This is a genomic window from Nonomuraea sp. NPDC050786 (assembly GCF_040654115.1).
GTDB lineage: Bacteria > Actinomycetota > Actinomycetes > Streptosporangiales > Streptosporangiaceae > Nonomuraea.
Genome location: NZ_JBFAHJ010000039.1, coordinates 82,371 through 102,810, shown reverse-complemented (window position 1 = coordinate 102,810; position 20,440 = coordinate 82,371). Strand labels below are relative to the sequence as shown.

Below are 20,440 nucleotides of genomic sequence, written 5' to 3'. Positions count from 1 at the left end.
CCGAGACGAACACGTGTCGCTGTTCTGCGGGCCTGGCTCCGACATCGGCGAAACGCCCGAGGAAAAGGAGCAGCGTCGCGCGCGAGCTCGCGCCGTGTGCGCCGCCTGCCCGGTCCGGGTCGAATGCCGCCAGTACGCGAGCACGGTTCTGCGGCACGGCGAGCCGACCGGCATCTGGTATGGCGAGGACTACGACGTCCGCGCGGCCGAGCGGAAGAGGCGGATGCGCCGAAACCGTGAGCACCGGCAGCGAGCAGGGCAGCCATCATGAGCGCCAAAGCGGACGTCCAGGTGCGGGCCATGGACGAAGCGGTCCAGGTCCTGACGAAGCGGCTGCGCGAATGGGCCGCCGCCCCGCCTGACCAGCGGGAGCCCGCCGACGCGGTCGCTCGCCGCTTCATCACCGACATGAACGGCAACGGCTGGCGGTTCAACCCCGCACTCCGCCGGCCCCGGCCGCCCATGCCCGACGACCCGGTCGGAGCCACGGCGAGGGGCGCAGCGCTGGCACGGAACCTGCTGCCGAAGCTCCACGATCACCCCGAAGGAGGCCAGGAGTGAGCCCGGCCCGGCCCGCGCACGAGCAGCCCGGCGCGATCCCCGCCCGCGTGCCGTACGACGAGTACGGCAACCTCCTCCCCAGCACCTCGGGGGTGGATCCGGACCGGATCGACTGGCGGCCACCGGACCCGTTCACGCTTCCGCTCCGACTCCAGGACACGCACGGGCTGCGCGGCATCACCAGGCCGATCACATGGAAAGACCCGCACGGCCCCTCCACGTTCCCGATGTTCCCGGACGACCTGGCCCGCACGGTCAAGGGCACGGTCATCGACCACGGGCTCGTCGTCGGCGCGACCTGGGTGCCTCTCGTCCGCCGCGACCGGTACGGCATCGGCCTCAAGTCCTTCCACGAGCAGGAAGACCCCGCCCCCGAACCCCCACCGGCCACGCCCGCCGAGGAGGCCACGGCCCGCTACATCGACCGCGAGCACGTCGTCCGGCTGATCCGCGCCGCCTTCACCGTGGGCGAGCCGGAGGAGGACCTGCCGCCGGACCTGACCAACCTGATCCGCCACATCAGAGAGGATCGACCTTGACCAACCACCAGGATCTGCGCGGCCCGGCGATCCAAGCTCTCGTCTACCTCGCCGCGTACGACAGCGGCCAAGGCGTCACCCTCACGTCGGTGGAGCCCGGCTTTTGGCAGGTCGGCGACAGCGGCTGCATTGCGCACGCTGACACCCTTCACCAGCTCGCCCACGCCGGACTCCTCGACATGAGCTACCTGGTCGAGGGCTGCGACATGTCCGTCACCGTCACGCAGGACGGACGCGACTACCTCACCCACCACCACAACGCCAGGAAGGACCGCCACCAGTGACCATCAACCCCACCACCACCGGCCTGCCGCAACTCGGGCAAGCCGTCACGCGGCTACTCGACGCCATCGCAGCCGACCCCCACTACCAGCGCGACGGCCACGTCACCTACCAGTACCAGCCCAAATCGGGCGGCCGGTGGAAGTCCAGCAGCGGGCACACCTGCGGCACCGGAACCATCACCACCGCCGAACGCAACCATGTCGTCACGGTCGAAGTCGCCGGCCCCACCATCAAGACGCTCACTCTCACCCCAATCGGGAACGACTACCTCGCTAAACGCCAAGCCCGCCGCATAGCGCGAATGGTTGAGCCGCTGAACCCCATCACCATGACCATCGCCGATCTGCTCCAGCGGTCCGGTCCAGACGACGACGGCCGGATGATCACCGTCGAAGCCAGCGTCATGATCCAGGACGAGCAGCACACCAGCAAGGGCGCTCCGTGGGCGGTGCTTACCCTCGACGACGGCACCGGCCTGATCAAGGCGATGGTGTACCCGCGCCCGTACACCGAGGCGGGCGCCGAGCTGCTCATGCCCAGCGAGGAGAAGCTGCTGTTCACCGGCCGCCTCGACGTACGGGACAACGAGCCGCGCCTGGTCGTGCAGACCGTGCAGGTCGTCCGGAAGGTGGACGCCTGATGACCGAGCAGACCACCCCGGAGAACCCGTACAAGCCGCGCGCCGTGGACCTTGCCCTCGCCGCCCTGGGCGCCGCCATCGCCGGAGACGACGACACCGCCAGCCTCGCTCTGGCCGCCGTCGTAAAGGAGACCGACATCCCTGGCCTGATGGACGCCATCTACGTGTGGTGCGACACCCTCATCACCCAGGCCGGCACCGCCGGGCAGCTCCTCGATCTGGAATGGATCGACGCTGACTCGGATCGAGTCGTCGGCGCGGAAGACGTGCCCGAGGAGATCCGGTGGGCCGGTCACCTGCTGCTCGCTCGAGCCGGAGGCGACCGGGAGAGGTTCGTCGAGCTGATCCGCAGCCTCGACCCGGACCCGTTCCGCATGGCCGCCTTCGTTGGGGCGTTGTTCGCGCTGGTCGCGGACAACCTGAAGCTCGTCCTGGCCGCTCGGCGTCGGACAGGGCTGTCATGACGCGGCACGTGATCCAGATGTCCGGTGGCCTCGGGTCGTTCTGGGCCGCCGACCTCGTCCGCCGACGCTATGGCAACGAGCACATGGTGCTGCTGTTCGCCGACACCCTGTGGGAGCACCCCGACCTGTACCGGTTCCTCGGGCAGGCCAGCGAGCACCTGGACATCACCCCGACCATCATGTGCGACGGCCGGAACCCGTTCCAGGTGTACTTCGACCAGCACTTTCTCGGCAACTCTCGGCTCGCGCCGTGCACGAAGGAGCTCAAGCAGAAGCCCTGCCGCCGCTGGCTGGAGGAGCACTGCGACCCGGCCGACACCATCCTGTACGTCGGCCTCGACGCGGCCGAGGAGCGCCGCCGGCCCGGTGTCGTCAAGGGGTGGGCGCCGTGGCGGGTCGAGTTCCCGCTGATGGACGACGAGAGCTGGACGAAGGAGCGGATGAAGGGCGAGTGCGTCAAGCTCGGCATCGCGATCCCCCGCATGTACGAGCTGGGCTTCTCCCACAACAACTGCCAGGGCAGTTGCGTCCGAGCGGGGCAGGCGCAGTGGCTTCTCACCCTGCGGGAGTTCCCGGAGCGGTACGCCCTGGCCGAGGCCGAGGAGCAGCGGTTCCGGGAGGAGCACGGCAAGGACGTGTCGATCCTCACCGAGACCGTAAACGGCGTGAAGCGCCCGCTCACGCTGAGGACGCTGCGGCTTCGCGCGGAGGCGGGCCTGGTCCGTCGCCGTTCGCCTCGGCCGGCCCGGCCGCGCCGTCGTCGCAAGGCCGCCGTGAAGACGGAGGCGCTGTTCGAGATGGGGTGCCCGGCATGATCAGCGCCCTCACGCTGGCCGAGGTCATCGGCCAAGCCATGAAGGCGGGCCTGACGCCTGCCGAGGTGACCGCCAAGGTCGTCCGCGCCCTAATCGAGCACAACGTCGGCCAGATCCCTGCCACCTCGCCGATCACGTGCGAGGTGTGCAGCGACAGCCCAGCCACTCAGGCGCTGGTCGTTGACTACCCCCACATCGGGAAGGCCACGACCTTCCTCTGCGAACCGTGCGGCCACGAGCAGGAGCCGCACGCCCGCCGCCTCGGTGTGGTGTGGCGATTCCATCTCGTTCCCGTGCAGGAGGTGCAGGGTGACTGAGCAGGCCAAGCAGGACGAGCGCGCCCAGCTCGCGCTCATGGTGATCGGCCCCGAGCGGCGCGAACGCCTTATCACCCACTACGCGGACGGGCTGTCCCTGGCACACGGCATGAGCGCCGCAGCGGCCCGCCGCTACGCCACCGAACTGGTGGACGACGCTGATCCCGGTGCCGTTCTCCGGATCGGGCAAACCTGGACGCAGCGCGACGGGGAGAAGCTGCCCGGCGGCGACGTCTTCCGGTTCGCCGGGGAGAAGTCATACACCGTAGTCGGGTTCACAGACGACGGGCTGGTGTCGGTCGGTGACGGCAAGTTCCACCTCAATGCCCGCCTGTTCAGGAACATGTGGCTCACCGCCTGGCCGGAGGAATACACCCTCATCGAGGAGCCCCAGCCTCCCCAGGCTGCGCTGCCCCCGCCCGAGGAGGACGCGGCCGACGGCGGCGACGACGACGAGGAACGGTTCGACCCGCGCAACCACTGGGCCATGGTCCACCGCTGCCGTGAGGACGGACTACCGACCGGTGAGGGTCTGCCGCTGCTGGGCGACGACTACCGAGCCGTCAACTGGAAGAAGCCCGAGTACGAGCCGTGTTACGGCAACGCCCTCGACATCCCCGCCTACCTCGACAAGTACCTGGACGACTACCGGGCCGGCTGGCCCGACTTCCTGGCGACGTTCAAGACCGCGGGGTGGCTGGACTACTTCAACGCGCTGGGCGCCTGTGACTGCGACGTGGCCGTGGCCGCCTACCTCGGCCGCTGGCTGTGGCAGCGCGTCCGCTCCGACGTCGTCGCCCAGTACGGCGGCACCGTGGACGAGTACGACGTCATGTTCATGTGGGCGCCGTTCATGGCTGACGCGGTGCTGGAGGCCGCGCCGTACGCGCACCCCGAGTGGGAGATCCCGCCAGATCACCCGCTTGCGCAGTGCGATGGGCAAGCCGACCTCTTCAGTGGACAGGAGGCTGACCGTGGCTAGTCGGAGAACCACAGGGCAGGTCGGACACAGCGAACGCGACATCACACGCGAACTGACCCAGACGCTCGCCCCGTTCATGGAGGCCGGCCGCCGCGGGCTCGCCGCCGCGAACTGGCGGGTCGGCATGGAGGCCGACGACCTGGTGGCGCCGATCGTCCTCGCGGTCATCGCGGAGGTGCAAAGGCGAGTCGTGGCGGGCGGGAAGCTCGTTGAACGAGTGCCCACCGCCGCGGCGGACGACGTCGCACCTGCTGGCCGAGGTGCGCGGCGGTGAGGTCGTCCGAGTGCTCGACCCGGGGCCGCTGATCGGCTCGTGACGTTCGTTGGCGGTACCGCTTACGGTGGGGGCTCGACCCATTCCCTCAATGGGCGAGCCCCCGCTTCGCGCATATAGGGAAGGGCGGCTTGCATGCCGTGGGTACGTGTCGATGACCAGTTCCCGGTCAACCGGAAGGTCCGGCCGTTGTCGGATCGGGCGTTCCGCCTGTACGTGAGCGCGTTGTGCTGGTGCAACGCGAACCTCACCGATGGCGTGATCGGGACTCGTGAGCTGATGTACGTGAGTGACGTTTCGTCGCCGCGACGGTACGCCGATGAGCTGGTGAACGCTGGTCTGTGGTCTAAAACAAACGACGGCTGGCAGATTCACGACTACCTCGAATACCAGCCTTCAGCGATCAAGGTTCGTGAGGGCCGTGAGGCCAAAAAGGCACGTCAAGAGCGGTGGCTGGCTTCGCAGAAGGAAGCTCGTGAGGCACAACGAGACGCGTCTCAAGGCGCGTCTCAAGACGTGTCTGGAGACGACCCCCCAACCCATCCCACTCCCATCCCATCCCAACAGACGTTCTCTAGTCACTCATCTGACGGACCGTATGCAGGCGATCAAGGACGGATGGACGGACAAGATTTTTCCGAAGTGGATGAGATGATCCGCCGCGAACTCGCCCCACTCACCCCAGACCCCATCACCCCCCAGCACACCGCCGCCGTGCGCCAGCTCATCCTCAGCCGCGCCCGCACTCTCGTGAAGAACCCCCACCGGTACATCCAGCGCGCCCTACGCCGAGACCCAGCCGCCTACCTCCCCACACCACCGCAGCCAGGCAGAGACGCCGCCGGCCCCGGCCGCGAACGATGCTCCATCCACCACCAGGAACAGCCATGCATCGGCTGCGCCGCCGACCGCATCGCCCGACCCTGACCCGCTGATCAGCCGCACGAAGCCGACCAGCCAGGCTGGGCACTCACCTCCTCGTCGCCGATGGTTCTCACCGTGACGGCGATCAGGTGAGCGACGCGACCGACGCGAGAGCGACGCGCCAGCACCGCCGGAATGGTCTTCATGGTGGAGCAGGAGACGCGAACACGACACCTCCGGCACAGAGAGACCAGGCGGCAACCACAAGGCCGCAGAAACGCTCACAGACAAGATCCACAAGAGAGAGAAGAGACCACAACACGCCTCAGACATGCCGTTGGGGTCGGTGGTGCGTGTTCCTCACTTGTCAGCTTTGGTTGACGTCTGGAGGTTTGGTCGTGCCCGTAATGCGGGGCGAGTTTCGGTGTTTCCGCTGGTCGCGCGGGTGAGCGTCACCCCAGGTTGACGACTTGGGGCTCCAGGCTAATAACGGTTTAATCTCGTTTCAGTCCAAAAGTCTGGACAGCTCTGTTCTACGTAGAACAAGCTCGGAGCCATGCAGATCACACGCACGGCCAAGGCACTCGGGAGCGCGGTATCCGCCGCGACTCTCGCAGCTGCCATGGTCATCACAGCAGGCCACATCGCCCCCGGCTTACTGCCAAGCGCGACCGTGGCCATGGACCCGACCATCATGCCGACATGCCCCGAACAAGACCCGCCCGTGGTGTGCATCGTTGGCCCGACTGGACCCGCCGGACCGCAAGGCGAGCCGGGACCGCAAGGACCGCAGGGACCCCAAGGACCCGCCGGACCGACCGGACCTGTAGGCCCGACCGGTCCCCAGGGAGCCACAGGGGAGCCGGGACCGACCGGACCCGCCGGAAGCCCCGGACCGCGCGGTGAGCGTGGCGAGCGTGGACCCCAGGGACCCGCCGGACCTTCCGGCGCATCGGGTAAGCCCGGGAGCCCCGGACCGACAGGCCAGCCGGGAAGCCCCGGACCCACCGGACCGCGCGGACAGCAGGGACTACCCGGACAGCCCGGAGTGCCAGGCATGCCCGCAGGGTCCGACATCGGCACGCAGGACCCTGCCAACGTGGACATGCCCAAGCTCCGCGACGCGTCCCCGACGCCCACGAGGCAGCGCACGGCCAGTTCCACCACGATCCCCACGGCCAGCGTCTATTTGAGCGGTCCGAGCGCGCCGCCCGTTGCGGCGGCGAACACTGCTGACGACTCCGCGATCTGGGCAGGTGGCACGCTCGGAGCCATCCTGATTGCCATCGCCGTCGTGAGCTGGGTGATTCACCGCCGCAACAAGCGCGACGAAGCAACGTTCGTTGACGGTTCCGCCAACGAGTAACTCTCCCGCCCCCGCTCCACCGGGGAGCGGGGGCACCCCACCACCGAAGGGAACAGCAATGACCAGCAACAACACCCCCGCGTTCCAGATCAGCGACGAGATCCGCGCCGCCGTCCGTGAAGCGCTCGCGAACCTCAACACCGCGTTGGAGGGCCACACCAACAACAACCCAATGGTCAACGCGTACCGCCTGCCCGCCGCGCGGGCGACGCTCGCGGAGGTTATGGCCATCGTGGGCGACGGGGGCACCCTGTACGACGGCCCCAGCCCGACCGAACTCGCGGGCATGAGCACCAAGCCGAGCGAGGCAGACCGCCTCGCGTGGTACCGGATGCCCGACCGCGCCGGAGCCGCCGCGCGCATCGCCGCGACGTGCGAGAAGTTCGGCATCCCCGCCGACCACATGATCGCTACGCATCCGCTGTCTCAGGCGGAGGTCAAGGCCATGGTTGGCAGCGCTGACCCTCTGGCCAAGCTCGCGGAGATCCACGCCGAAGCCGCCAAGCGCGAGGCAGAGCGGATCAAGGCCGAGAAGACGGCCCGCATCAAGCAGGCGGTAAACGCCGCTAAGGCGCTCGCGGACTTCGGCGGCGACCCCGCGCTGCCGTTCGCCAAGGCGATCACCGAAGGCGCGGACCGCGCCGAACTGGCGGAAGCGTTCAAGAACGCCGGACTCCCCGTGCCGCCGGAGCCCAAGCCCGCCAAGAAGTAGCACCACCGCGCGCCCCCCGCGCCACCGGGGGGCGCGCGGCCCCACCACCAACCAGCTACGACCCCGAAGGGGAGAACCGTGAACCAGCTCAAGCAGGAAGCGATCCTTTCCGCGAACGCCGCCCGCAACGCCAGCGCCGAATACGTCGCCCACCGGGACATCTGCCCGCAGTGCGCCGAACACCTCGGGTGCGACATCGCCGCCGATCTCCAGGCCCGCGCCTACAACGCCAGCAAGACCGCTCAAGTCGCGTTGCAGGCGTACCTACCGTTGGGGTCGCTGGTCGTCTACAGCGGACCCGCCACGCGCGCGCACGGCGAGTGGTGGGTCGCGGGCACCGACCGCGACACCCAGCACGGCACATACACGCTCATCCGCCCGAAAGCAGCGATGCTCACGCATGTGGAGGTTGCCGACGTGTCCAGCGTCGAGCAGCACCAGCCCGGCAGCATGCTCGAATCCGTCCGCACCGCCCTACGGGAGATCACCGCCGTACTCGCCCAGTGCGACGTGTCGTTCCCCGTCACCGCCGACGTGGACGGGTACGGCCGCGTGAGCGTCTTCTACAGCGAGCACGCATGGAACCAGGCATGGCAGACCGCGCACACCAACCGCGACCAGGCCCGTTCCTCCTACGTGATCGCGGCTCTGAAGTCGCTCAATGACATGAGGATGCTCGCCCGCGCCGGAGCGCTCAAAGCAGTCACCAAGCGCGGTGAGGTAGCGCGCAAGACACGCGAGGTGATCGAGAGCGAGACGACACGCCGTCCCCGAACCTGACGCGCCGCACCATCGAAGCTCCCGCGCGAACCGTCGCGCGGGAGCTTCCGCATGTTCAAGATCACCCCGTCCTCGCCTTTTCAAGATTTCGACAGAGGTACCTCGGTCTCGTTTTGTCCGAATGGTTTTGATCTTGCCGGGTGTTTGTAGGGTGTCCGGGGTTGTGATCGGGAGAGGTGCGGGGAGGTCGTGGTGTCGGATCGGGTGTGTGTGGGTCCGTGCAACCGGCAGGCGCGGGAGGCGTGGGCGGTGTTCCTGGCTGCTCGGGAGGCTCATGCGGACGCGGTTGATCGGTGGCTCGCGGAGGGCGCCGAGGGGGAGCCGCCTGCGGAGCCGGTCATGCCGGTCATCGAGTGGCGGGGCGGGGAGCCGCTGCACTGTGGCCGGTGTGCGGCGACGTTTCGGCGGGCGCTGCTGGTGGCCGACGAGCTGGCCGCGAGTCTGGCGTCCCGGCCGGGCGTGGTGAAAGCGCAGTCGCGCTGGTCGAGAGTGCGGGGGACCAGGCCGCACGGCTCCATGTCGGGGGAGGGCGACGTCGTGCACACGCTGACGGGGGAGCTGCTCGGCATGCGGCGGGAGGCGGCCCGCAGGTTGGAGCTCGCGGACTTAGTGCCGGCGGGCCGGTCGGGTGTAGTTCGCTCGCGGTCGGTGACGTGGCTGGTGGACAAGCTCGACCAGGTGCTGGCGCTCGACGAGCTCACCGTGCGGTCGGCGGTGGGGGACCCGGACAGGCTGGTGGAGCTCGGCCCGGTGGAGTGGGCGCTCGCGTGGGAGTCGCGGTTGCGGCGCCTGGTGGACGACGAGCCCGGCCACACCGTGGCGCGCTGCCCCGGCTGCGACATGCGGAGCCTGGAGTGGAGGCCGCGGGCCGGCTACTACGTGTGCGGCGAATGCGGGCGGCACGTCTCGGAGGGGGAGGCGATTGAGCTGGTCAGCGAGGAGGCAGGGTAGCGGGCGACTGGAGGGCCGGTTCGTGGCAGTGGCGGAGCCGCTGGCGGCGGAGAAGGCGCAGCGGGCTCGCCGGTGTAACCGTGGGGGCCGCGCGGTTGAAGTCAGGAGTGTGGCCTCTTGAACACGAGGGTTAGGAAGTCGGGGATGCCGGAGACGTGTTCACCGAATGGTGCTACGTATATGAGTTCCCAGCCTTGCGGTCCCCGCTCGTTTAGCCTCGCCTGCAGGCCGATTACAGGGCTGGTGTCGGCGAGGTACTCCCACTGCTGTGTCATAGCTGGGGTTCTTCCCACTGCCGCTTCCGCCGCTGTGCGGCTCGGAGCAAAGAGTTGACCATGTGGGTTGGTCGGTGGCGGGCGGAGGAGTCCGCGGCTTAGGTCCGTTCGATGCGGATGCTGGCGGGCGGCTGACATGATGTTGGCGATTCCGCAAACGAACGGCAGGAGAGAGCGCATGAGCAAGGGCAAGGGCAAGGTCTGGCGGCGGTTCGACTACGGCAACAAGGCCGCCACGGCGCCGCCCCCGCACACGCTGGTGTGGATCGTGGAGACCTACTACGAGCGGGGCGTGACGCTCGGCTACTTCGACGGGTTCACGATGCGGACCTGGGTCGGTAGCGACGACTGCCGCGTCACGCATTGGAAGAAGCTGAAGAGGCCCGCCATGCCGGAGCTGGTCGGCGAGGAGGCGGGCGAGTGATGTGTGCGAGGCCGGGCTGCGGTCGGGTGGTGCCGGATGGCGTCCAGTTCTGTTGCACCGAGTGCAGCACGGGCGGCGGGCATGGCCAGAGTTGCGGCCGGAGTGGGAGCGTGGAAGAGCTGGTGGACTTCCTGCGGGACCGCCTCGATGAGGAAGAGATCGACGCCGGGCGCGCGATGGACGAGCTGGTGATGGTGGCGACGTTCCGGCCGGGGATGCGGGTGCAGATGCCGGTGGACGTCGCACTGCACCAGGTGCCGCCCGCGGTCCGCTCACACATCGCCCGATGGGACCCGCCTCGCGTTCGGGATGAGGTGGCGTGGCGGCGGGCGTTCCTCGACCGGTACGAGACGACGGTCCGGCTGCGGGACGAGGCCGCCGCGCGGATCAGGGCCGCTGGCCACCGCCCAGACGGCGGCGACCTGACGAGGTGGGAGCGGGCGCACGACGAGGTGGCGGTGATGGAGCCGATCGTGCGGGAGATGGCGGCCCCGTACTACCGGCTGCCGGGGTTCCGGCCGGAGTGGCGGACGAGCTGACGCCTGCCACGCACCTGTCTTGACCTGGGGTTTCGCGTAGGATTGCCGCGTGTCACGCGCGACGGTTGCCGGTCGGCTATCGTGAGCGGTACGGCTTACCGCATGCCTGCCTCTGAGCGCTTCCCCTGCCTACGCCAGGGACCGCGCGGCGAAGAGGCGAAGGTCCCCGTGGATCGCGTACCCCTCTCGACTCGTGCGCCCGCCGTGGCGCCGATCCTGTCGTCTTCGGGTGGGGTGCGTAGGGCCGCCACCTGGAAGGACCCCACCATGACCCGCAACGCCGCCTGGAAGAACCGCGTCCGCAAGTACGCCGCCGAGCACGGCCTCACCTACCAGCAGGCCCACGAAGCGCTCACCCAGGGGCAGGCCGCCGGCCCCGGCCTGGAGCCCGGACGGTACCTGGTCGCGTTCGACGTGCTCGGCTTCGACCACGACATCGAACCGTTCACCCTCGACGTCCAGGACGGGGACGACCTCCGCAACCAGATCCACGACGTCGTCGCCGCCCGCGGCTGGGCGTCGTTCTGGGTGGAGCTCGACGGCCGGGTCGGCAAGGTCCGCGTCAACGTCGAGCCGCCGAACGCCGACGTGATCGGCACGTTCACGCTCCACCCGCAGGGCGACACCGGGCAGGAGGAGCAGCTGGTGGAGCTGCCCCGGTCGCTCCACTACGACGCTCACGAGTTGATCGACGTCGTACAGCGGCGCCTCGACTGCACTGTGGACGCCATCACCATGGTCCGGGGCAAGCACGGTGACGAGCTGGAGCATGTGGCGCTCGCCTACTGGGCGGGCGACCGGGAGTTCCGGATCGTGCACATCTCGTCCAGCAACGATGGCCTGAACTTCACGCTGTCAGATGAGGCGTGGCCGCTCGCCCGCGACGAGGAGGCCGTCGAGGCGTTCCAGGCGAAGGTCGCCGAGCACATCCACGCCTGACCCCGCACATGAGGAAGGCCCGCCGCGCATCGTCGCGCCGGCGGGCCTTCTGCGTGCTACGGGCTACAGGTCGTCGTCGTCCGCCTCGTCGGCGTCCTCGGCGTCGGCGGTCTCCGGCTCCTCGGGCTCGGTGTCGAACGCGTAGTCGGTCATGGGTCTGTCCTTTCGCGAGGGAGAACGTGCTGACCCTCACAGCATGGCGGTTCGTTGGCGGTTCCGCATACGTTCCCGAAAATGGGACTCTGCCTGGCATGTTGGCGGTGCCGCCAACGGTTGCGCTCACACGATCTTCTGTGTCACACTTCCTGCGGGCGGCACCCCTATGCCCTCCGGACCCCCTTTCTGAGCTGGGCCGACGCGGAGCGCGGGACTGGACGCGTTTCTGACGGAGCCGGTGCCGCCCCCACCCTTTCCCATTCGGCCGGTCGCGTTCGCGTGTCTACGGCCATCTCAGCGCGTCGATCATTCCGGGACGAACCACCGAAAGCGGGTGAACGTGACGCCCGTGACCGCCCGCCAGGCCGCCGAACGCCTCGACCGGGAGCCGTGCACCATCCGGAAATGGGCCAGCCGCTACCGCGCCCGCCAGCTCGGCCGCGCCGGACGCGAGACCGTGTACGACTACGCCGACCTCGCGTTCATCGAGTGGTGCATCTGGGCTGGCCACGAAGTACCCGACACCGCGGCGAAGCGGGACGAGCTGCGCGCCGCCCGCCGAGCCACCGCCGCAGCCTGACCGACAAGGAGCCCTCGTGCACATCAAGCCCCGCGTCCGCATCGTCGGTGCCGAACGCCACCAGCTCGCCCAGCACGTCGCCGGCCGCTACCAGGAGGGCGAGTCGATCCGCGAGCTGGCGCTGTCGATCGGCCGGTCGTACGGGTTCATCCACACGCTCCTCGAGGAGGCGGGCGCCGGGCTCCGCCACCGCGGCGGCGACCACCGCACCCGCCCCGCCAGCTCGGCCGGAGGCGCGGAGTGACGCCCGCCGAGATCGCCGCAACGAAGGCAGCGGAGCTGCTCGACAAGGCCGAGGAGTACATCCTCGACGAGGGGGCCGTGAAGAACTGCGTGGCCATCGCGGGCGGGTGGATGCGGCTGCACGCTACCCTCGTCACCGGCACGTTCATGAGCGACGGCCACTGATCGTGCAGGGTTCCCCGGGACTTTGTCCAGGCGGCGCACCACCGCGGGGAACCCTGCACCGCTCTGCACTAGCTTCCTGACTGGCGAGCCCAGAACGTGCTCCATCGCGGCTCCGATTCCGGCACGTCCGGGAAGTCCTCGTGCCGCACGCCGATGTGCTTCACCCGGACCTCCAACGGGTACTTGTCCGTCACGCCGGTCCGATACCGGTCCTCGGTGTGGTCGATCACCTCGGTCTCGAGGATGCGGTACCCGGCGACGTCGCCGAGGAAAAAGTGTTCGCTGTGGCGCAGCACGAGGGTGTTCAGCGCCTGGAGCACGTCATCGCCTACAGCGACTCGGTCGGCGTACGGGGTTTTGAACGCGAATTCGGGCATGAGGACTCCCTGTGGCGTGAGATGGCCGTGCCGCCCGCGGTGTGCGTGCGGCATCACAGTTCGTTGAGATCCTCAGCCCCGAGGTGGAGCTGCCACGCGCCGCTGGCTGCGACGTACCAACATCGAACATAGCGGAGCCCGCCGACAAAGCGGCGGGCTCCCTTGCGTGCGAGGTCAGATCCAATTCTGGATCACGCTGGCCATCCGCCACGCATCGTACGTGCCCACCTCGAACCCCAGGCCGGTCAGCACGTCATTCAGACTGCGCTCCAAGCAGTCGAGGCACGCTCCATGCCCGTGATCGTGGTCGCACGCCGTGACGCCGATCTGAACGTCTGCGGCGATACGGGCGATCTGCTCGTTGTCCAGGTCGAGCATGGCGAAGGCGGCGGCGCGGGCGATGAGCTCCTCGGTGACGGCGCTCATGGCCTTCCTTCCTGGCGTTGGGCGTAGTTGCGGAACCGTTCGACCGCCGCCCGCGCGGCGGGGATCACCTCAGCGATAGGGATTTCGCTGATGTAGAGCGAATCCGAGTCCCGGCCGAGGAACATCCGCGCGTGATCGGCCTCGATGGCGCGGGCCACGTCGTCGTAGAGCGTGCTTACCTCCGTGTGGTCGTCGGGGATCTGCGCGTGCGGGTGGCCGGCGAGTGCGATCCGGATCGCGCCGTCCGGGTCCATGTCGGGCATCCCGTCGAGGAGGTTGGCGACCGTGTCGAGCATGTCGGCCGCGCGAGCCCAGTCGGTCATGGGCACCTCGCCAGTTCGACGCCGCGTGCCAGCCCCCACATGCGCAGGGCAAGCTCCTCCAGGTCCTCACCCTCCAGGTGCTCCCGGTCGCCGACCTGCCGGAACAGGCGGGCCACCTCCCGAGCCGCGCTGCGCGCACTGCCCCGAGGGATGTCCGCCAGGCCCATGCTGGCCGGCTCGGAGTAGGTGACGTCGGAGTAGTGCAGCTCGACGGCACGGGCGGCGACGCCGTACCGCTCCTTCTGGCCGCAGTCGTCACACGCCGCGGGCTGGCATCCCCAGATCGCGCGGGTGAGCGCGCTGTCGGCGTCGAGGGTGAGGTCGCCGAGCATGATGTCGGCCGCCCGCTCCAGGACGTACGCGATGCAGGCGAAGCTAGCCATCAGCTCACCATCCCCGCGACCGCGATCTGTGAGGCGACGCCCAGACCATGCTCGGCCGGGACGAAGACCTGGTGGGTTGGTGTGCCGTCGTTGAAGACGGCGAAGTCCGCGCCCTCCATGGAGACCACAACACGGAGTATGAGGACGGCGTCCTCGCTGATCGCGACGTGAAGCTCACGCCCGCGCGACCGACCGGCGAGCAGGTCCACGAGCTTGACGATGACGATGTGCTTGAGCCCGAAGGCGTGGCCGGACACGTTCAGCAGCACGGCGCCCTCCGGAGCTCTGGCCGGCGCGGGCCGGACGTCGAGGTAGGTGCCGTCCGGGCCGGAGTACGTGGGGTTCGTCGTGTCACGCATCGATCAGCTCCCTTGCCGCTCGTTCGAGATCGCGTGCCGCCTGCTCGGGCGGGATCGGGATGACAACGATCTGATCGTCCGGGAACGCCTCGTACGCCTCGCCCGGGAGTGCCTCGGTCCCGAACAGGATCGGCACCTTGTGGCCGTCGTTGACGTACTCGGCGAACAGGATGCGCGGCCACTGGCCGCCCACCTTCGGCGGCTCGGACGGCCTCATGTAGAGCATGGCCACGAGCCGGAACCGGCCGCCGGAGGCGAACCGCATGACCAGCTCGTGCACCTCCATCTCGATCGAGCCGGGCTCGTTGTAGTCCGCCCGGGTGGGGAAGTTATCGCTCACCGCAGGTCGCCTCCTCGATGGCGGCCCGCACCGCGTCGGCCTGCTTGTGTGGGACCAGCACCCGGGCGTTGCTGCCGCACGCGGGAAAGCTCACCGCCAAGTCCAGGCCGTCCGGCCCCGAGGTGGCGGTCAGCCACAGCTGGCCGTCAGGGTCCTTGAGCAGGAGGGTGACCTGGCCGTGCTCAGCGTCCGGGCCGAGCAGGTTGAGCAGGAGCGCGATGTCTTGCGGGTGAAGCCCGAACAGGATGCCGGACACGTTGACGATGACCGACCCGGCCGGAGCGTCCGGGAGAGCGTCGATCACGTCGAAGTATCCCTCGGGACCGGCGTAGAGAGCCGTGCTGGCGAACGGCGCTGTGATGGTGTCAGACATCACGCCCCCCACACGCGCTGGTGCCGCTGAGAAGACCGGCTGGAGTCCGCGTTGTCCGCGACGATGAGGGCGTTGGGGTGGACGGCGCACGGACCGTCCGAGAAGTGCACGTGCGCGCTGGTGAGGGTGCACTCGGTGCAGTAGGTGGAGCAGGTGCAGTTCACGGTGGTTTCCCTTTCGCGAGGAATTGGACGCCACCGTACGACCGGCACCTACCGTCTGTCGGGCATCCGCTCAAATTCGTTCGCGGAACCGCCAACGGGTAGCGTGCGGCGAGGCAGTAGGGCACGGGCGTTGGCTTCTATTCGTCCACGGTGAGCTTGTCGATGGCGGCCTGACGGTCGGCGTCGGTGGGCAGGGTGTATCGGCGAGCGGTCTCCAGCGAGTGGCCCAGCAGTTCGGCGATGGTGACGACGTCCACGCCTTCGCGGGCGAGCTTCGTGCCGAGGGTGTGCCGGAGCACGTGGCTGGTGAAGTCCTCGTCCCGGCCGACCTCGATTCCGGCCCGGTCGGCGATACCGTTGAGAACGTCGGTCGCGGCGCGGGCAGACAGTCGGCCGCCACGCACGTTGAGGAACAGCGCCTTGGATTCGTCGGCGCCGCGTAGCTTGGCCCGCTCCTTCAGCCACGTCTCCAGCTCGGCGCGGAGCTTGGCGTGCATGTTGACCTCGCGGTACTTGCCGCTCTTGCCCATGCGGACGATGAGCACGCCCTTGCGGGCGCTGATGTGCAGGTCGTCGATGTCGAGCGCGACGAGCTCGTGGATGCGGGTGCCCGCGTAGAACGCGGTGTAGCCGATGGCGCGGTCGCGGGGCGCGGACATCTCGACCTCGCGCAGGAACCGGACCTGGGCGCGCTGGTCGAGTGCGCGGGGCGCGAGGTTGGGCAGGCCAATGCGCTTGGCGGCGGCGGGGCCGAGGCCGATGCGCCGGTTGAAGTCGTCGATCGCGGTCAGGTGCGCGTTGACGGTGGTGGCCTTCCGCTTGAGCACCGTCAGGAGGTGAGCGCGGTAGTCGCGGGCGGCCCAGTCGCGGGCGGCCGGCTCGGTGAGCGGGTCGCCGTCGAGGTTGGTCGCGTCGAGCCAGACGAGGTACTGGCGGACGCGGGAGAGGTAGTTGCGGACGGTGTCGGCGTCGAGGGGGAAACCGGGCTTCGTCAGGACGGCTTCGTAGCTCGCGAACGTCTCGGCGTAGCGCGGGGGTACGGCGGTGGGGGCGGCTCCTGGACGACGTCGATTCGGACGTTCGGTCACCACTCCGGCAGGGATCGAAATATCAGAAGTCGTTTCAGTGCTCTGTTGACCTTGGGAGCGGGGAATATCAGAAGTCACAGCAGGAGTGTACTTCTTATATTCACAAGTATCTGAAGTTCGGCAGAATCCGCATGATCATGCTGCGGTCGGTCTAGCATCGCGAGTGAAGTCAATCTCCTCGCGAAAGAGATGATCATGGACCACATCGAAACCGGAGAGTCCACCACCTACGGTCGCTCCATGCGGGTGTTAGCGGTCGGGGACACCCTGGACGAACTCGAACTCTCGGCCCTCGACAAGGTGCGGGCGGTGTTCGGCCCGGCCGCACGGCTGGAGGTCGTGCGCAACTACGACGTGTACAGCTACACTCCCGGCGACTTCAGCAGCTTCTCCGAGGTCAGAGAGTCGGGCAAGACGCTTTACACCCACATCACGGTGCGCGAGGTGATCGCGTGATGAGCCGACCCATCATCACCACCGTGGCGGAGGTCGAAGCGCTGGCCGCCCGGCGACGCGCCGGCCTGACCATCCTGGGCGTCGATCTCATCAAGGCGAAAGACGTCCTTCGGGGCATGTCCGTCTTTGCTCCCACCACCGTCTACGTCTCCAAGCGTGACGAGGGCGTCTATGTCGAGCACGCCGACTCCAAGTTCATCGCGGAGCTTCGGGAGGAGCTGCGCGCTGAGGGGTGGGAGGTCCGATGAGCACCTACGAGTACGGCGTCCGGTACACCACGCAGTTCGGTAGGGGGATCACGTCCGAACGGAACGACGACACCCTTCACGACCGCACCGCCAACTTCCAGTGGTGCCGCACCTGTCGCATCTGGCAGGAGGAGCACGGTCTCCCCAAGGACGCCACCCTCATGCGGCGCCTGCCCGGCGGGGAGTGGGAGGAAGACCCTCACTCGGCGGCTGAGATCCAGGCGTGGGACGAGTACGCCGCTCGGATCAACGCGCTGCACGACTCGGGCGATGTCCAGGCCGCCGTGGACGCGCGCAACTCTCGCGACCGGTGGTTGGCGGAGCGCGTCCAGGAGCTGCTGGCGGCGGCTGGTGAGGCCCGATGAGCAACCTGGACCAGCTCGCGCACGAGCCCGCCGACGACGACCGCATCGAGCACCTGGCCAGGATGGCGATGGAGTACGCCGCCACCGACCCGGACGACGACGAGAACATCCTCTTCCGCTTGAACCACTCCTCGTTCATGGGGCAATTCATGGGGGCCGTGCTGGTGCGGCTGCGTGATGCGGAGAACAACCTGCGTGAGGTGACGGTGGCGGCCCGCCGTGACACGGCGCTGAAGCTCGCCCGCGACTTCGAGGTGTGGGCGGAGAAGGAAAGCGACGACGCCCGCAAGGCCGCGTACGATCACGCGGCGATCGTCGCCACCACGCACGCGGAGTTCGCCGCGGCCGAGTCTCTGCCGGGCGGTGGGACGCGATGAGGCTGCCCGCCGACTGGGAGACCGAGCCGGGCACCGGCTACTGGGGTCACCTCGCCCACCTGATCCACAAGCCGTGCGGGTACCGGACCGGGAACGCGTACGACCTGATCGTGGAGTCCAACAACATCGGTTCCGTGCGTGACGTGGTGTACGGGCACTACTCGGAGTGCTCTGCCAGGGAGCCCGACGAGGACCTGTCGAGCGAGAGCGCTCTTACCCTCGGCGTGTCACTCACCCAGGACCAGGCCGACAACCTCTATCGCGCCGCCACGGATCTCAACATGGACAGGGACAAACTGCTGGCGCTGCTGGCTGGCCGGGTGCAGGTGGAGTCCGGCGGCCGGCTCGCCCTGTCGGTCGAGGATGTTGAAGGGGCTGAGGCCCTGTGAGCCGCCGCAACAAGGCCGCCATGATCCGGGAGGTCATTCTCGGAGCCCCGCCGTATCGGCCGCCGCAGCGGAAGGTGGTGCAGGCGCACAACGTCCGCCGTCACGCGGCGCGGGCGATCGCCGAGCGGCTGGGGTCGCCCATGCCGGAGGCGATTCTGTCGTGCGACCGCGACCCCGACACCGCGGGGGCCATGCTGCTGCACGTCAACTCGGGCGGTAACGCGATCGAGTGCGAGAACGCGCTCCGCTCGGCCGGCTACCGGGTCGAGCCTGGCGATCCGCCACCTGGCGAGTACGGTGTCCGGCTGCGCATTCTGCCGGGCGGTGAAGCCCGATGAGCGACACGGTGAAGCTCCGCATCTGGTCCGAGGTAGCCAATACCCGCGACAGCTTCGATGAAGAGGTCGTGGACACCGGCATCTCGCGTACGGACTGGGACGCCATGCCCGAGGACGAGAAGCGCGAGGTCGGCGAGGAGTGGTTCGACGGACACATCGAGAACCGCATCTCGGGCGGCTGGGAGCCGGTCGAGGTCGAGGGCGGTGAGGGCTGATGCAGCTCACCGAAGCCGAGCGGCTTGAGCGGATCGCGTTGCTGATCCCGCCGTGCCCGCCGCCGGACGTCTGGAATGGCTATGACCTGTGCCCCAACCACGGGGGCCGGTGGCCATGCGCGCAGACCGAGGCGAACTGGCTCGCCCGCGGTCTCGACCGGTCGGAGGCGCAGCGGGCGGCGATCGAGGCGCTGCCGAAGCCTGCCGACTTCTACGCCGATCCCGAGGAGGAGTACGACCCGGCCGAGGACGACGAGGTGCGTGGCTCGGTCGGGGGTGGCGTCTGATGCACGGTCAGAACGTTCGCATTCTCACGCGCTTGTTCGCCGAGTTGGGTATCGAGCACGACCCGCAGGACAGGAGGCGGATCAACACTCTCGCCGACCTGGACCCGCAGACGATGCAGATGGTGGCCGAGCTGATGCGCAAGGCATACTCGGCTGGCCAGGCGTCCGGTTCGGTCGGGGGCTCATCGTGAGCTTGCCAGGGGACGTCATCCTCACCTACCGGGTGCTGGTGGAGCGCGACGCGCAGTCTGGGCGTGACATCCCGCACCGCGTCACCATCGCAGCTCATCTCCCGGTGGATCGCATGCCCCTGTGGGAGATCGACTTCACCGAGGAGCAGCAGGAGGACGGCGACACCACGCTGGATCTCGCCATCGGCGATGACGCGTTCGGCGTGTTCACGCTCCTGCCGGGCTTGTGGCGACTCCTTGCCGAACGGCGGCCATCCACGCTGGTTGAGGTCGTGCACATTCTCACCGGGCTTGGCATGCCTCTCGATCCTGAGGTGACCGGGGGGCATGGTGCGCGGCTGTATCCGTTCCGCCGAAAGTCACGTTCGGGGCGGGACGGCCGAGGTTAACGATCTTCGCGTGCTGACAGGTTTCGGGACCTGCCAGCACGCGCGGAATGGTCTTCATGGTGGCCGCTCGCGGCCTAACCGACCTGGCCTGATGGTCGGTGTTGCTCGCAGTGTGAGGCGCTGAGATTTGCTCTCAGCGCCTCACCTGTCCCACGACAAGATCATACAAAGAGCAAGATCACATCTTGAAGCGCGGCACCTTCTTATACCGGCCGCGCAGGGCCTCCGCCGGAACCTGGTTGAGCTGCGCAGCGGGCACCCACTCGACGTGCTTGGTATGGATCGCCCCCGCCTCCGTCCGCGTGGTCACGACCCACGTCACCAGCCCCTCCCAATCCTTCGGGCCGGCCTGCCGCCACGCCAGCAGGAACACCGCCCGCTCGTACAGCTCGCCCTCCGGCGCGTACGCCACCAGCGGCGGCACCGCCACCGGGAAGGCCTCCTCGTCGTATGGGCCTGGCTTTCTCACGATCCGTCACCT

The 20,440-nt window shown here is 68.4% G+C and carries 43 protein-coding genes; 31 read left to right on the top strand and 12 right to left on the bottom strand.

Going from position 1 to position 20,440, the window contains the following annotated elements; genetic code table 11:
- The 11 genes from AB0H84_RS46335 to AB0H84_RS46285 all read left to right on the top strand — a co-directional run.
- On the top strand, positions 1 to 271 hold a 271-nt coding region (locus AB0H84_RS46335; RefSeq protein ID WP_357619537.1), incomplete at its 5' end, for a WhiB family transcriptional regulator.
- Positions 268 to 561, top strand: coding sequence for a hypothetical protein (locus AB0H84_RS46330; RefSeq protein ID WP_357619535.1), 294 nt, complete (start codon positions 268 to 270; stop codon positions 559 to 561). The genes AB0H84_RS46335 and AB0H84_RS46330, both read left to right, overlap by 4 nt.
- Complete coding sequence (locus AB0H84_RS46325) at positions 558 to 1,100, top strand: hypothetical protein (RefSeq protein WP_357619533.1); 543 nt, start codon at positions 558 to 560, stop codon at positions 1,098 to 1,100. Before AB0H84_RS46330 ends, AB0H84_RS46325 begins: the two co-directional genes overlap by 4 nt.
- Entirely contained in the window at positions 1,097 to 1,384 is a 288-nt protein-coding gene (locus AB0H84_RS46320) for a hypothetical protein (RefSeq protein WP_357619531.1), read from the top strand. Before AB0H84_RS46325 ends, AB0H84_RS46320 begins: the two co-directional genes overlap by 4 nt.
- The gene (locus AB0H84_RS46315) at positions 1,381 to 2,025 is read left to right on the top strand and encodes a hypothetical protein (protein WP_357619529.1); all 645 of its coding nucleotides are present in this window, start codon (positions 1,381 to 1,383) and stop codon (positions 2,023 to 2,025) included. Before AB0H84_RS46320 ends, AB0H84_RS46315 begins: the two co-directional genes overlap by 4 nt.
- On the top strand, positions 2,025 to 2,489 hold the full coding sequence (locus tag AB0H84_RS46310) for a hypothetical protein (protein ID WP_357619527.1): 465 nt from the start codon (positions 2,025 to 2,027) through the stop codon (positions 2,487 to 2,489). Before AB0H84_RS46315 ends, AB0H84_RS46310 begins: the two co-directional genes overlap by 1 nt.
- Entirely contained in the window at positions 2,486 to 3,304 is an 819-nt protein-coding gene (locus tag AB0H84_RS46305) for a hypothetical protein (protein WP_357619525.1), read from the top strand. Before AB0H84_RS46310 ends, AB0H84_RS46305 begins: the two co-directional genes overlap by 4 nt.
- Entirely contained in the window at positions 3,301 to 3,621 is a 321-nt protein-coding gene (locus AB0H84_RS46300) for a hypothetical protein (protein ID WP_357619523.1), read from the top strand. Before AB0H84_RS46305 ends, AB0H84_RS46300 begins: the two co-directional genes overlap by 4 nt.
- Positions 3,614 to 4,603 carry a hypothetical protein gene (locus AB0H84_RS46295; RefSeq protein ID WP_357619521.1) on the top strand — a complete coding sequence of 330 codons (990 nt, stop codon included), beginning with the start codon at positions 3,614 to 3,616 and terminating at the stop codon, positions 4,601 to 4,603. The genes AB0H84_RS46300 and AB0H84_RS46295 overlap by 8 nt, the downstream gene beginning before the upstream one ends.
- Positions 4,596 to 4,877 (top strand): hypothetical protein, encoded by a 282-nt coding sequence (locus tag AB0H84_RS46290; RefSeq protein ID WP_357619519.1) that lies wholly within the window; start codon positions 4,596 to 4,598, stop codon positions 4,875 to 4,877. The genes AB0H84_RS46295 and AB0H84_RS46290 overlap by 8 nt, the downstream gene beginning before the upstream one ends.
- 135 nt (positions 4,878 to 5,012) lie before the next feature.
- Positions 5,013 to 5,804: a hypothetical protein gene (locus AB0H84_RS46285; RefSeq protein ID WP_357619517.1), complete on the top strand. Its 792-nt coding sequence runs from the start codon at positions 5,013 to 5,015 to the stop codon at positions 5,802 to 5,804.
- 8 nt (positions 5,805 to 5,812) lie between these two features.
- Here the strand turns inward: AB0H84_RS46285 and AB0H84_RS46280 are convergent, their stop codons facing one another.
- A complete protein-coding gene (locus AB0H84_RS46280) occupies positions 5,813 to 5,947 on the bottom strand; it encodes a hypothetical protein (RefSeq protein ID WP_357619515.1) in 135 nt (44 codons plus the stop codon).
- A gap of 893 nt (positions 5,948 to 6,840) precedes the next feature.
- Here AB0H84_RS46280 and AB0H84_RS46275 point away from each other — a divergent pair.
- The 4 genes from AB0H84_RS46275 to AB0H84_RS46260 all read left to right on the top strand — a co-directional run bounded on the left by AB0H84_RS46275 (position 6,841) and on the right by AB0H84_RS46260 (position 9,550).
- Positions 6,841 to 7,107 carry a hypothetical protein gene (locus tag AB0H84_RS46275; protein WP_357619513.1) on the top strand — a complete coding sequence of 89 codons (267 nt, stop codon included), beginning with the start codon at positions 6,841 to 6,843 and terminating at the stop codon, positions 7,105 to 7,107.
- Between the two features lie 58 nt (positions 7,108 to 7,165).
- On the top strand, positions 7,166 to 7,819 hold the full coding sequence (locus AB0H84_RS46270; protein ID WP_357619511.1) for a hypothetical protein: 654 nt from the start codon (positions 7,166 to 7,168) through the stop codon (positions 7,817 to 7,819).
- A gap of 78 nt (positions 7,820 to 7,897) precedes the next feature.
- Positions 7,898 to 8,599, top strand: coding sequence for a hypothetical protein (locus tag AB0H84_RS46265; protein WP_357619509.1), 702 nt, complete (start codon positions 7,898 to 7,900; stop codon positions 8,597 to 8,599).
- A 192-nt stretch (positions 8,600 to 8,791) separates the two neighbouring features.
- The gene (locus tag AB0H84_RS46260) at positions 8,792 to 9,550 is read left to right on the top strand and encodes a TFIIB-type zinc ribbon-containing protein (protein ID WP_357619507.1); all 759 of its coding nucleotides are present in this window, start codon (positions 8,792 to 8,794) and stop codon (positions 9,548 to 9,550) included.
- A 101-nt stretch (positions 9,551 to 9,651) separates the two neighbouring features.
- On the opposite strand, the gene AB0H84_RS46255 is transcribed toward AB0H84_RS46260, so the two are convergent.
- Positions 9,652 to 9,825: a hypothetical protein gene (locus AB0H84_RS46255; RefSeq protein WP_357619505.1), complete on the bottom strand. Its 174-nt coding sequence runs from the start codon at positions 9,823 to 9,825 to the stop codon at positions 9,652 to 9,654.
- Positions 9,826 to 10,003: 178 nt separating this feature from the next.
- Between AB0H84_RS46255 and AB0H84_RS46250 the strand changes: the two genes are divergently transcribed.
- The 6 genes from AB0H84_RS46250 to AB0H84_RS46225 all read left to right on the top strand — a co-directional run bounded on the left by AB0H84_RS46250 (position 10,004) and on the right by AB0H84_RS46225 (position 12,871).
- Positions 10,004 to 10,249 carry a hypothetical protein gene (locus tag AB0H84_RS46250; RefSeq protein ID WP_357619503.1) on the top strand — a complete coding sequence of 82 codons (246 nt, stop codon included), beginning with the start codon at positions 10,004 to 10,006 and terminating at the stop codon, positions 10,247 to 10,249.
- A 110-nt stretch (positions 10,250 to 10,359) separates the two neighbouring features.
- A complete protein-coding gene (locus AB0H84_RS46245; protein WP_357619501.1) occupies positions 10,360 to 10,788 on the top strand; it encodes a DUF6221 family protein in 429 nt (142 codons plus the stop codon).
- 267 nt (positions 10,789 to 11,055) lie between these two features.
- Positions 11,056 to 11,727, top strand: coding sequence for a hypothetical protein (locus AB0H84_RS46240; protein WP_357619499.1), 672 nt, complete (start codon positions 11,056 to 11,058; stop codon positions 11,725 to 11,727).
- Positions 11,728 to 12,223: 496 nt separating this feature from the next.
- A complete protein-coding gene (locus tag AB0H84_RS46235) occupies positions 12,224 to 12,463 on the top strand; it encodes a hypothetical protein (RefSeq protein WP_357619497.1) in 240 nt (79 codons plus the stop codon).
- Between the two features lie 16 nt (positions 12,464 to 12,479).
- Positions 12,480 to 12,707: a helix-turn-helix domain-containing protein gene (locus AB0H84_RS46230; protein ID WP_357619495.1), complete on the top strand. Its 228-nt coding sequence runs from the start codon at positions 12,480 to 12,482 to the stop codon at positions 12,705 to 12,707.
- Complete coding sequence (locus AB0H84_RS46225) at positions 12,704 to 12,871, top strand: hypothetical protein (RefSeq protein ID WP_357619493.1); 168 nt, start codon at positions 12,704 to 12,706, stop codon at positions 12,869 to 12,871. The genes AB0H84_RS46230 and AB0H84_RS46225 overlap by 4 nt, the downstream gene beginning before the upstream one ends.
- Before the next feature lie 68 nt (positions 12,872 to 12,939).
- Here AB0H84_RS46225 and AB0H84_RS46220 read toward each other — a convergent pair whose 3' ends face one another.
- The 9 genes from AB0H84_RS46220 to AB0H84_RS46180 form a co-directional block, all read right to left on the bottom strand.
- Positions 12,940 to 13,248: a hypothetical protein gene (locus AB0H84_RS46220; protein ID WP_357619491.1), complete on the bottom strand. Its 309-nt coding sequence runs from the start codon at positions 13,246 to 13,248 to the stop codon at positions 12,940 to 12,942.
- A gap of 174 nt (positions 13,249 to 13,422) precedes the next feature.
- Positions 13,423 to 13,674, bottom strand: coding sequence for a hypothetical protein (locus AB0H84_RS46215; protein ID WP_357619489.1), 252 nt, complete (start codon positions 13,672 to 13,674; stop codon positions 13,423 to 13,425).
- A complete protein-coding gene (locus AB0H84_RS46210) occupies positions 13,671 to 13,997 on the bottom strand; it encodes a hypothetical protein (protein WP_357619487.1) in 327 nt (108 codons plus the stop codon). Before AB0H84_RS46210 ends, AB0H84_RS46215 begins: the two co-directional genes overlap by 4 nt.
- Complete coding sequence (locus AB0H84_RS46205; protein ID WP_357619485.1) at positions 13,994 to 14,380, bottom strand: hypothetical protein; 387 nt, start codon at positions 14,378 to 14,380, stop codon at positions 13,994 to 13,996. Before AB0H84_RS46205 ends, AB0H84_RS46210 begins: the two co-directional genes overlap by 4 nt.
- On the bottom strand, positions 14,380 to 14,739 hold the full coding sequence (locus tag AB0H84_RS46200; RefSeq protein ID WP_357619483.1) for a hypothetical protein: 360 nt from the start codon (positions 14,737 to 14,739) through the stop codon (positions 14,380 to 14,382). Before AB0H84_RS46200 ends, AB0H84_RS46205 begins: the two co-directional genes overlap by 1 nt.
- Positions 14,732 to 15,079: a hypothetical protein gene (locus AB0H84_RS46195; RefSeq protein ID WP_357619481.1), complete on the bottom strand. Its 348-nt coding sequence runs from the start codon at positions 15,077 to 15,079 to the stop codon at positions 14,732 to 14,734. The genes AB0H84_RS46200 and AB0H84_RS46195 overlap by 8 nt, the downstream gene beginning before the upstream one ends.
- Complete coding sequence (locus AB0H84_RS46190; protein WP_357619479.1) at positions 15,069 to 15,452, bottom strand: hypothetical protein; 384 nt, start codon at positions 15,450 to 15,452, stop codon at positions 15,069 to 15,071. Before AB0H84_RS46190 ends, AB0H84_RS46195 begins: the two co-directional genes overlap by 11 nt.
- Positions 15,452 to 15,616 (bottom strand): hypothetical protein, encoded by a 165-nt coding sequence (locus AB0H84_RS46185; protein WP_357619477.1) that lies wholly within the window; start codon positions 15,614 to 15,616, stop codon positions 15,452 to 15,454. Before AB0H84_RS46185 ends, AB0H84_RS46190 begins: the two co-directional genes overlap by 1 nt.
- Positions 15,617 to 15,753: 137 nt before the next feature.
- Positions 15,754 to 16,704: a tyrosine-type recombinase/integrase gene (locus AB0H84_RS46180; protein ID WP_357619475.1), complete on the bottom strand. Its 951-nt coding sequence runs from the start codon at positions 16,702 to 16,704 to the stop codon at positions 15,754 to 15,756.
- A gap of 195 nt (positions 16,705 to 16,899) precedes the next feature.
- Between AB0H84_RS46180 and AB0H84_RS46175 the strand changes: the two genes are divergently transcribed.
- Genes AB0H84_RS46175 through AB0H84_RS46130 form a run of 10 tightly spaced genes read left to right on the top strand, consistent with a single transcriptional unit; the run spans position 16,900 to position 19,959 of the window.
- Complete coding sequence (locus tag AB0H84_RS46175; protein ID WP_357619473.1) at positions 16,900 to 17,160, top strand: hypothetical protein; 261 nt, start codon at positions 16,900 to 16,902, stop codon at positions 17,158 to 17,160.
- Positions 17,160 to 17,408: a hypothetical protein gene (locus AB0H84_RS46170; protein WP_357619471.1), complete on the top strand. Its 249-nt coding sequence runs from the start codon at positions 17,160 to 17,162 to the stop codon at positions 17,406 to 17,408. The genes AB0H84_RS46175 and AB0H84_RS46170 overlap by 1 nt, the downstream gene beginning before the upstream one ends.
- Complete coding sequence (locus AB0H84_RS46165) at positions 17,405 to 17,773, top strand: hypothetical protein (RefSeq protein WP_357619469.1); 369 nt, start codon at positions 17,405 to 17,407, stop codon at positions 17,771 to 17,773. The genes AB0H84_RS46170 and AB0H84_RS46165 overlap by 4 nt, the downstream gene beginning before the upstream one ends.
- Positions 17,770 to 18,150 (top strand): hypothetical protein, encoded by a 381-nt coding sequence (locus AB0H84_RS46160; RefSeq protein WP_357619467.1) that lies wholly within the window; start codon positions 17,770 to 17,772, stop codon positions 18,148 to 18,150. The genes AB0H84_RS46165 and AB0H84_RS46160 overlap by 4 nt, the downstream gene beginning before the upstream one ends.
- Positions 18,147 to 18,539, top strand: a complete 393-nt coding sequence (locus tag AB0H84_RS46155; protein ID WP_357619465.1) for a hypothetical protein — start codon at positions 18,147 to 18,149, stop codon at positions 18,537 to 18,539. Before AB0H84_RS46160 ends, AB0H84_RS46155 begins: the two co-directional genes overlap by 4 nt.
- Positions 18,536 to 18,877: a hypothetical protein gene (locus AB0H84_RS46150; RefSeq protein ID WP_357619463.1), complete on the top strand. Its 342-nt coding sequence runs from the start codon at positions 18,536 to 18,538 to the stop codon at positions 18,875 to 18,877. Before AB0H84_RS46155 ends, AB0H84_RS46150 begins: the two co-directional genes overlap by 4 nt.
- Positions 18,874 to 19,092 (top strand): hypothetical protein, encoded by a 219-nt coding sequence (locus AB0H84_RS46145; RefSeq protein WP_357619461.1) that lies wholly within the window; start codon positions 18,874 to 18,876, stop codon positions 19,090 to 19,092. Before AB0H84_RS46150 ends, AB0H84_RS46145 begins: the two co-directional genes overlap by 4 nt.
- Positions 19,092 to 19,379, top strand: a complete 288-nt coding sequence (locus AB0H84_RS46140) for a hypothetical protein (protein ID WP_357619459.1) — start codon at positions 19,092 to 19,094, stop codon at positions 19,377 to 19,379. Before AB0H84_RS46145 ends, AB0H84_RS46140 begins: the two co-directional genes overlap by 1 nt.
- The gene (locus tag AB0H84_RS46135; RefSeq protein ID WP_357619457.1) at positions 19,379 to 19,570 is read left to right on the top strand and encodes a hypothetical protein; all 192 of its coding nucleotides are present in this window, start codon (positions 19,379 to 19,381) and stop codon (positions 19,568 to 19,570) included. Before AB0H84_RS46140 ends, AB0H84_RS46135 begins: the two co-directional genes overlap by 1 nt.
- A gap of 32 nt (positions 19,571 to 19,602) precedes the next feature.
- Positions 19,603 to 19,959: a hypothetical protein gene (locus AB0H84_RS46130; protein WP_357619455.1), complete on the top strand. Its 357-nt coding sequence runs from the start codon at positions 19,603 to 19,605 to the stop codon at positions 19,957 to 19,959.
- Positions 19,960 to 20,137: 178 nt separating this feature from the next.
- On the opposite strand, the gene AB0H84_RS46125 is transcribed toward AB0H84_RS46130, so the two are convergent.
- Positions 20,138 to 20,428 (bottom strand): hypothetical protein, encoded by a 291-nt coding sequence (locus AB0H84_RS46125; protein WP_357619453.1) that lies wholly within the window; start codon positions 20,426 to 20,428, stop codon positions 20,138 to 20,140.
- Between the last annotated feature and the right edge of the window lie 12 nt (positions 20,429 to 20,440).

Coding starts and splice junctions, on each gene's coding strand:
- AB0H84_RS46330 (WP_357619535.1), top strand. CDS start 268: ATGAGCGCCAAAGCGGACGTCCAGGTGCGGGCCATGGACGAAGCGGTC.
- AB0H84_RS46200 (WP_357619483.1), bottom strand. CDS start 14,739: ATGCGTGACACGACGAACCCCACGTACTCCGGCCCGGACGGCACCTAC.
- AB0H84_RS46165 (WP_357619469.1), top strand. CDS start 17,405: ATGAGCACCTACGAGTACGGCGTCCGGTACACCACGCAGTTCGGTAGG.
- AB0H84_RS46270 (WP_357619511.1), top strand. CDS start 7,166: ATGACCAGCAACAACACCCCCGCGTTCCAGATCAGCGACGAGATCCGC.
- AB0H84_RS46280 (WP_357619515.1), bottom strand. CDS start 5,947: ATGAAGACCATTCCGGCGGTGCTGGCGCGTCGCTCTCGCGTCGGTCGC.
- AB0H84_RS46255 (WP_357619505.1), bottom strand. CDS start 9,825: ATGACACAGCAGTGGGAGTACCTCGCCGACACCAGCCCTGTAATCGGC.
- AB0H84_RS46175 (WP_357619473.1), top strand. CDS start 16,900: ATGGACCACATCGAAACCGGAGAGTCCACCACCTACGGTCGCTCCATG.
- AB0H84_RS46145 (WP_357619461.1), top strand. CDS start 18,874: ATGAGCGACACGGTGAAGCTCCGCATCTGGTCCGAGGTAGCCAATACC.
- AB0H84_RS46220 (WP_357619491.1), bottom strand. CDS start 13,248: ATGCCCGAATTCGCGTTCAAAACCCCGTACGCCGACCGAGTCGCTGTA.
- AB0H84_RS46140 (WP_357619459.1), top strand. CDS start 19,092: ATGCAGCTCACCGAAGCCGAGCGGCTTGAGCGGATCGCGTTGCTGATC.
- AB0H84_RS46300 (WP_357619523.1), top strand. CDS start 3,301: ATGATCAGCGCCCTCACGCTGGCCGAGGTCATCGGCCAAGCCATGAAG.
- AB0H84_RS46250 (WP_357619503.1), top strand. CDS start 10,004: ATGAGCAAGGGCAAGGGCAAGGTCTGGCGGCGGTTCGACTACGGCAAC.
- AB0H84_RS46190 (WP_357619479.1), bottom strand. CDS start 15,452: ATGTCTGACACCATCACAGCGCCGTTCGCCAGCACGGCTCTCTACGCC.
- AB0H84_RS46310 (WP_357619527.1), top strand. CDS start 2,025: ATGACCGAGCAGACCACCCCGGAGAACCCGTACAAGCCGCGCGCCGTG.
- AB0H84_RS46285 (WP_357619517.1), top strand. CDS start 5,013: ATGCCGTGGGTACGTGTCGATGACCAGTTCCCGGTCAACCGGAAGGTC.
- AB0H84_RS46160 (WP_357619467.1), top strand. CDS start 17,770: ATGAGCAACCTGGACCAGCTCGCGCACGAGCCCGCCGACGACGACCGC.
- AB0H84_RS46210 (WP_357619487.1), bottom strand. CDS start 13,997: ATGACCGACTGGGCTCGCGCGGCCGACATGCTCGACACGGTCGCCAAC.
- AB0H84_RS46135 (WP_357619457.1), top strand. CDS start 19,379: ATGCACGGTCAGAACGTTCGCATTCTCACGCGCTTGTTCGCCGAGTTG.
- AB0H84_RS46170 (WP_357619471.1), top strand. CDS start 17,160: ATGAGCCGACCCATCATCACCACCGTGGCGGAGGTCGAAGCGCTGGCC.
- AB0H84_RS46205 (WP_357619485.1), bottom strand. CDS start 14,380: ATGGCTAGCTTCGCCTGCATCGCGTACGTCCTGGAGCGGGCGGCCGAC.
- AB0H84_RS46155 (WP_357619465.1), top strand. CDS start 18,147: ATGAGGCTGCCCGCCGACTGGGAGACCGAGCCGGGCACCGGCTACTGG.
- AB0H84_RS46240 (WP_357619499.1), top strand. CDS start 11,056: ATGACCCGCAACGCCGCCTGGAAGAACCGCGTCCGCAAGTACGCCGCC.
- AB0H84_RS46305 (WP_357619525.1), top strand. CDS start 2,486: ATGACGCGGCACGTGATCCAGATGTCCGGTGGCCTCGGGTCGTTCTGG.
- AB0H84_RS46215 (WP_357619489.1), bottom strand. CDS start 13,674: ATGAGCGCCGTCACCGAGGAGCTCATCGCCCGCGCCGCCGCCTTCGCC.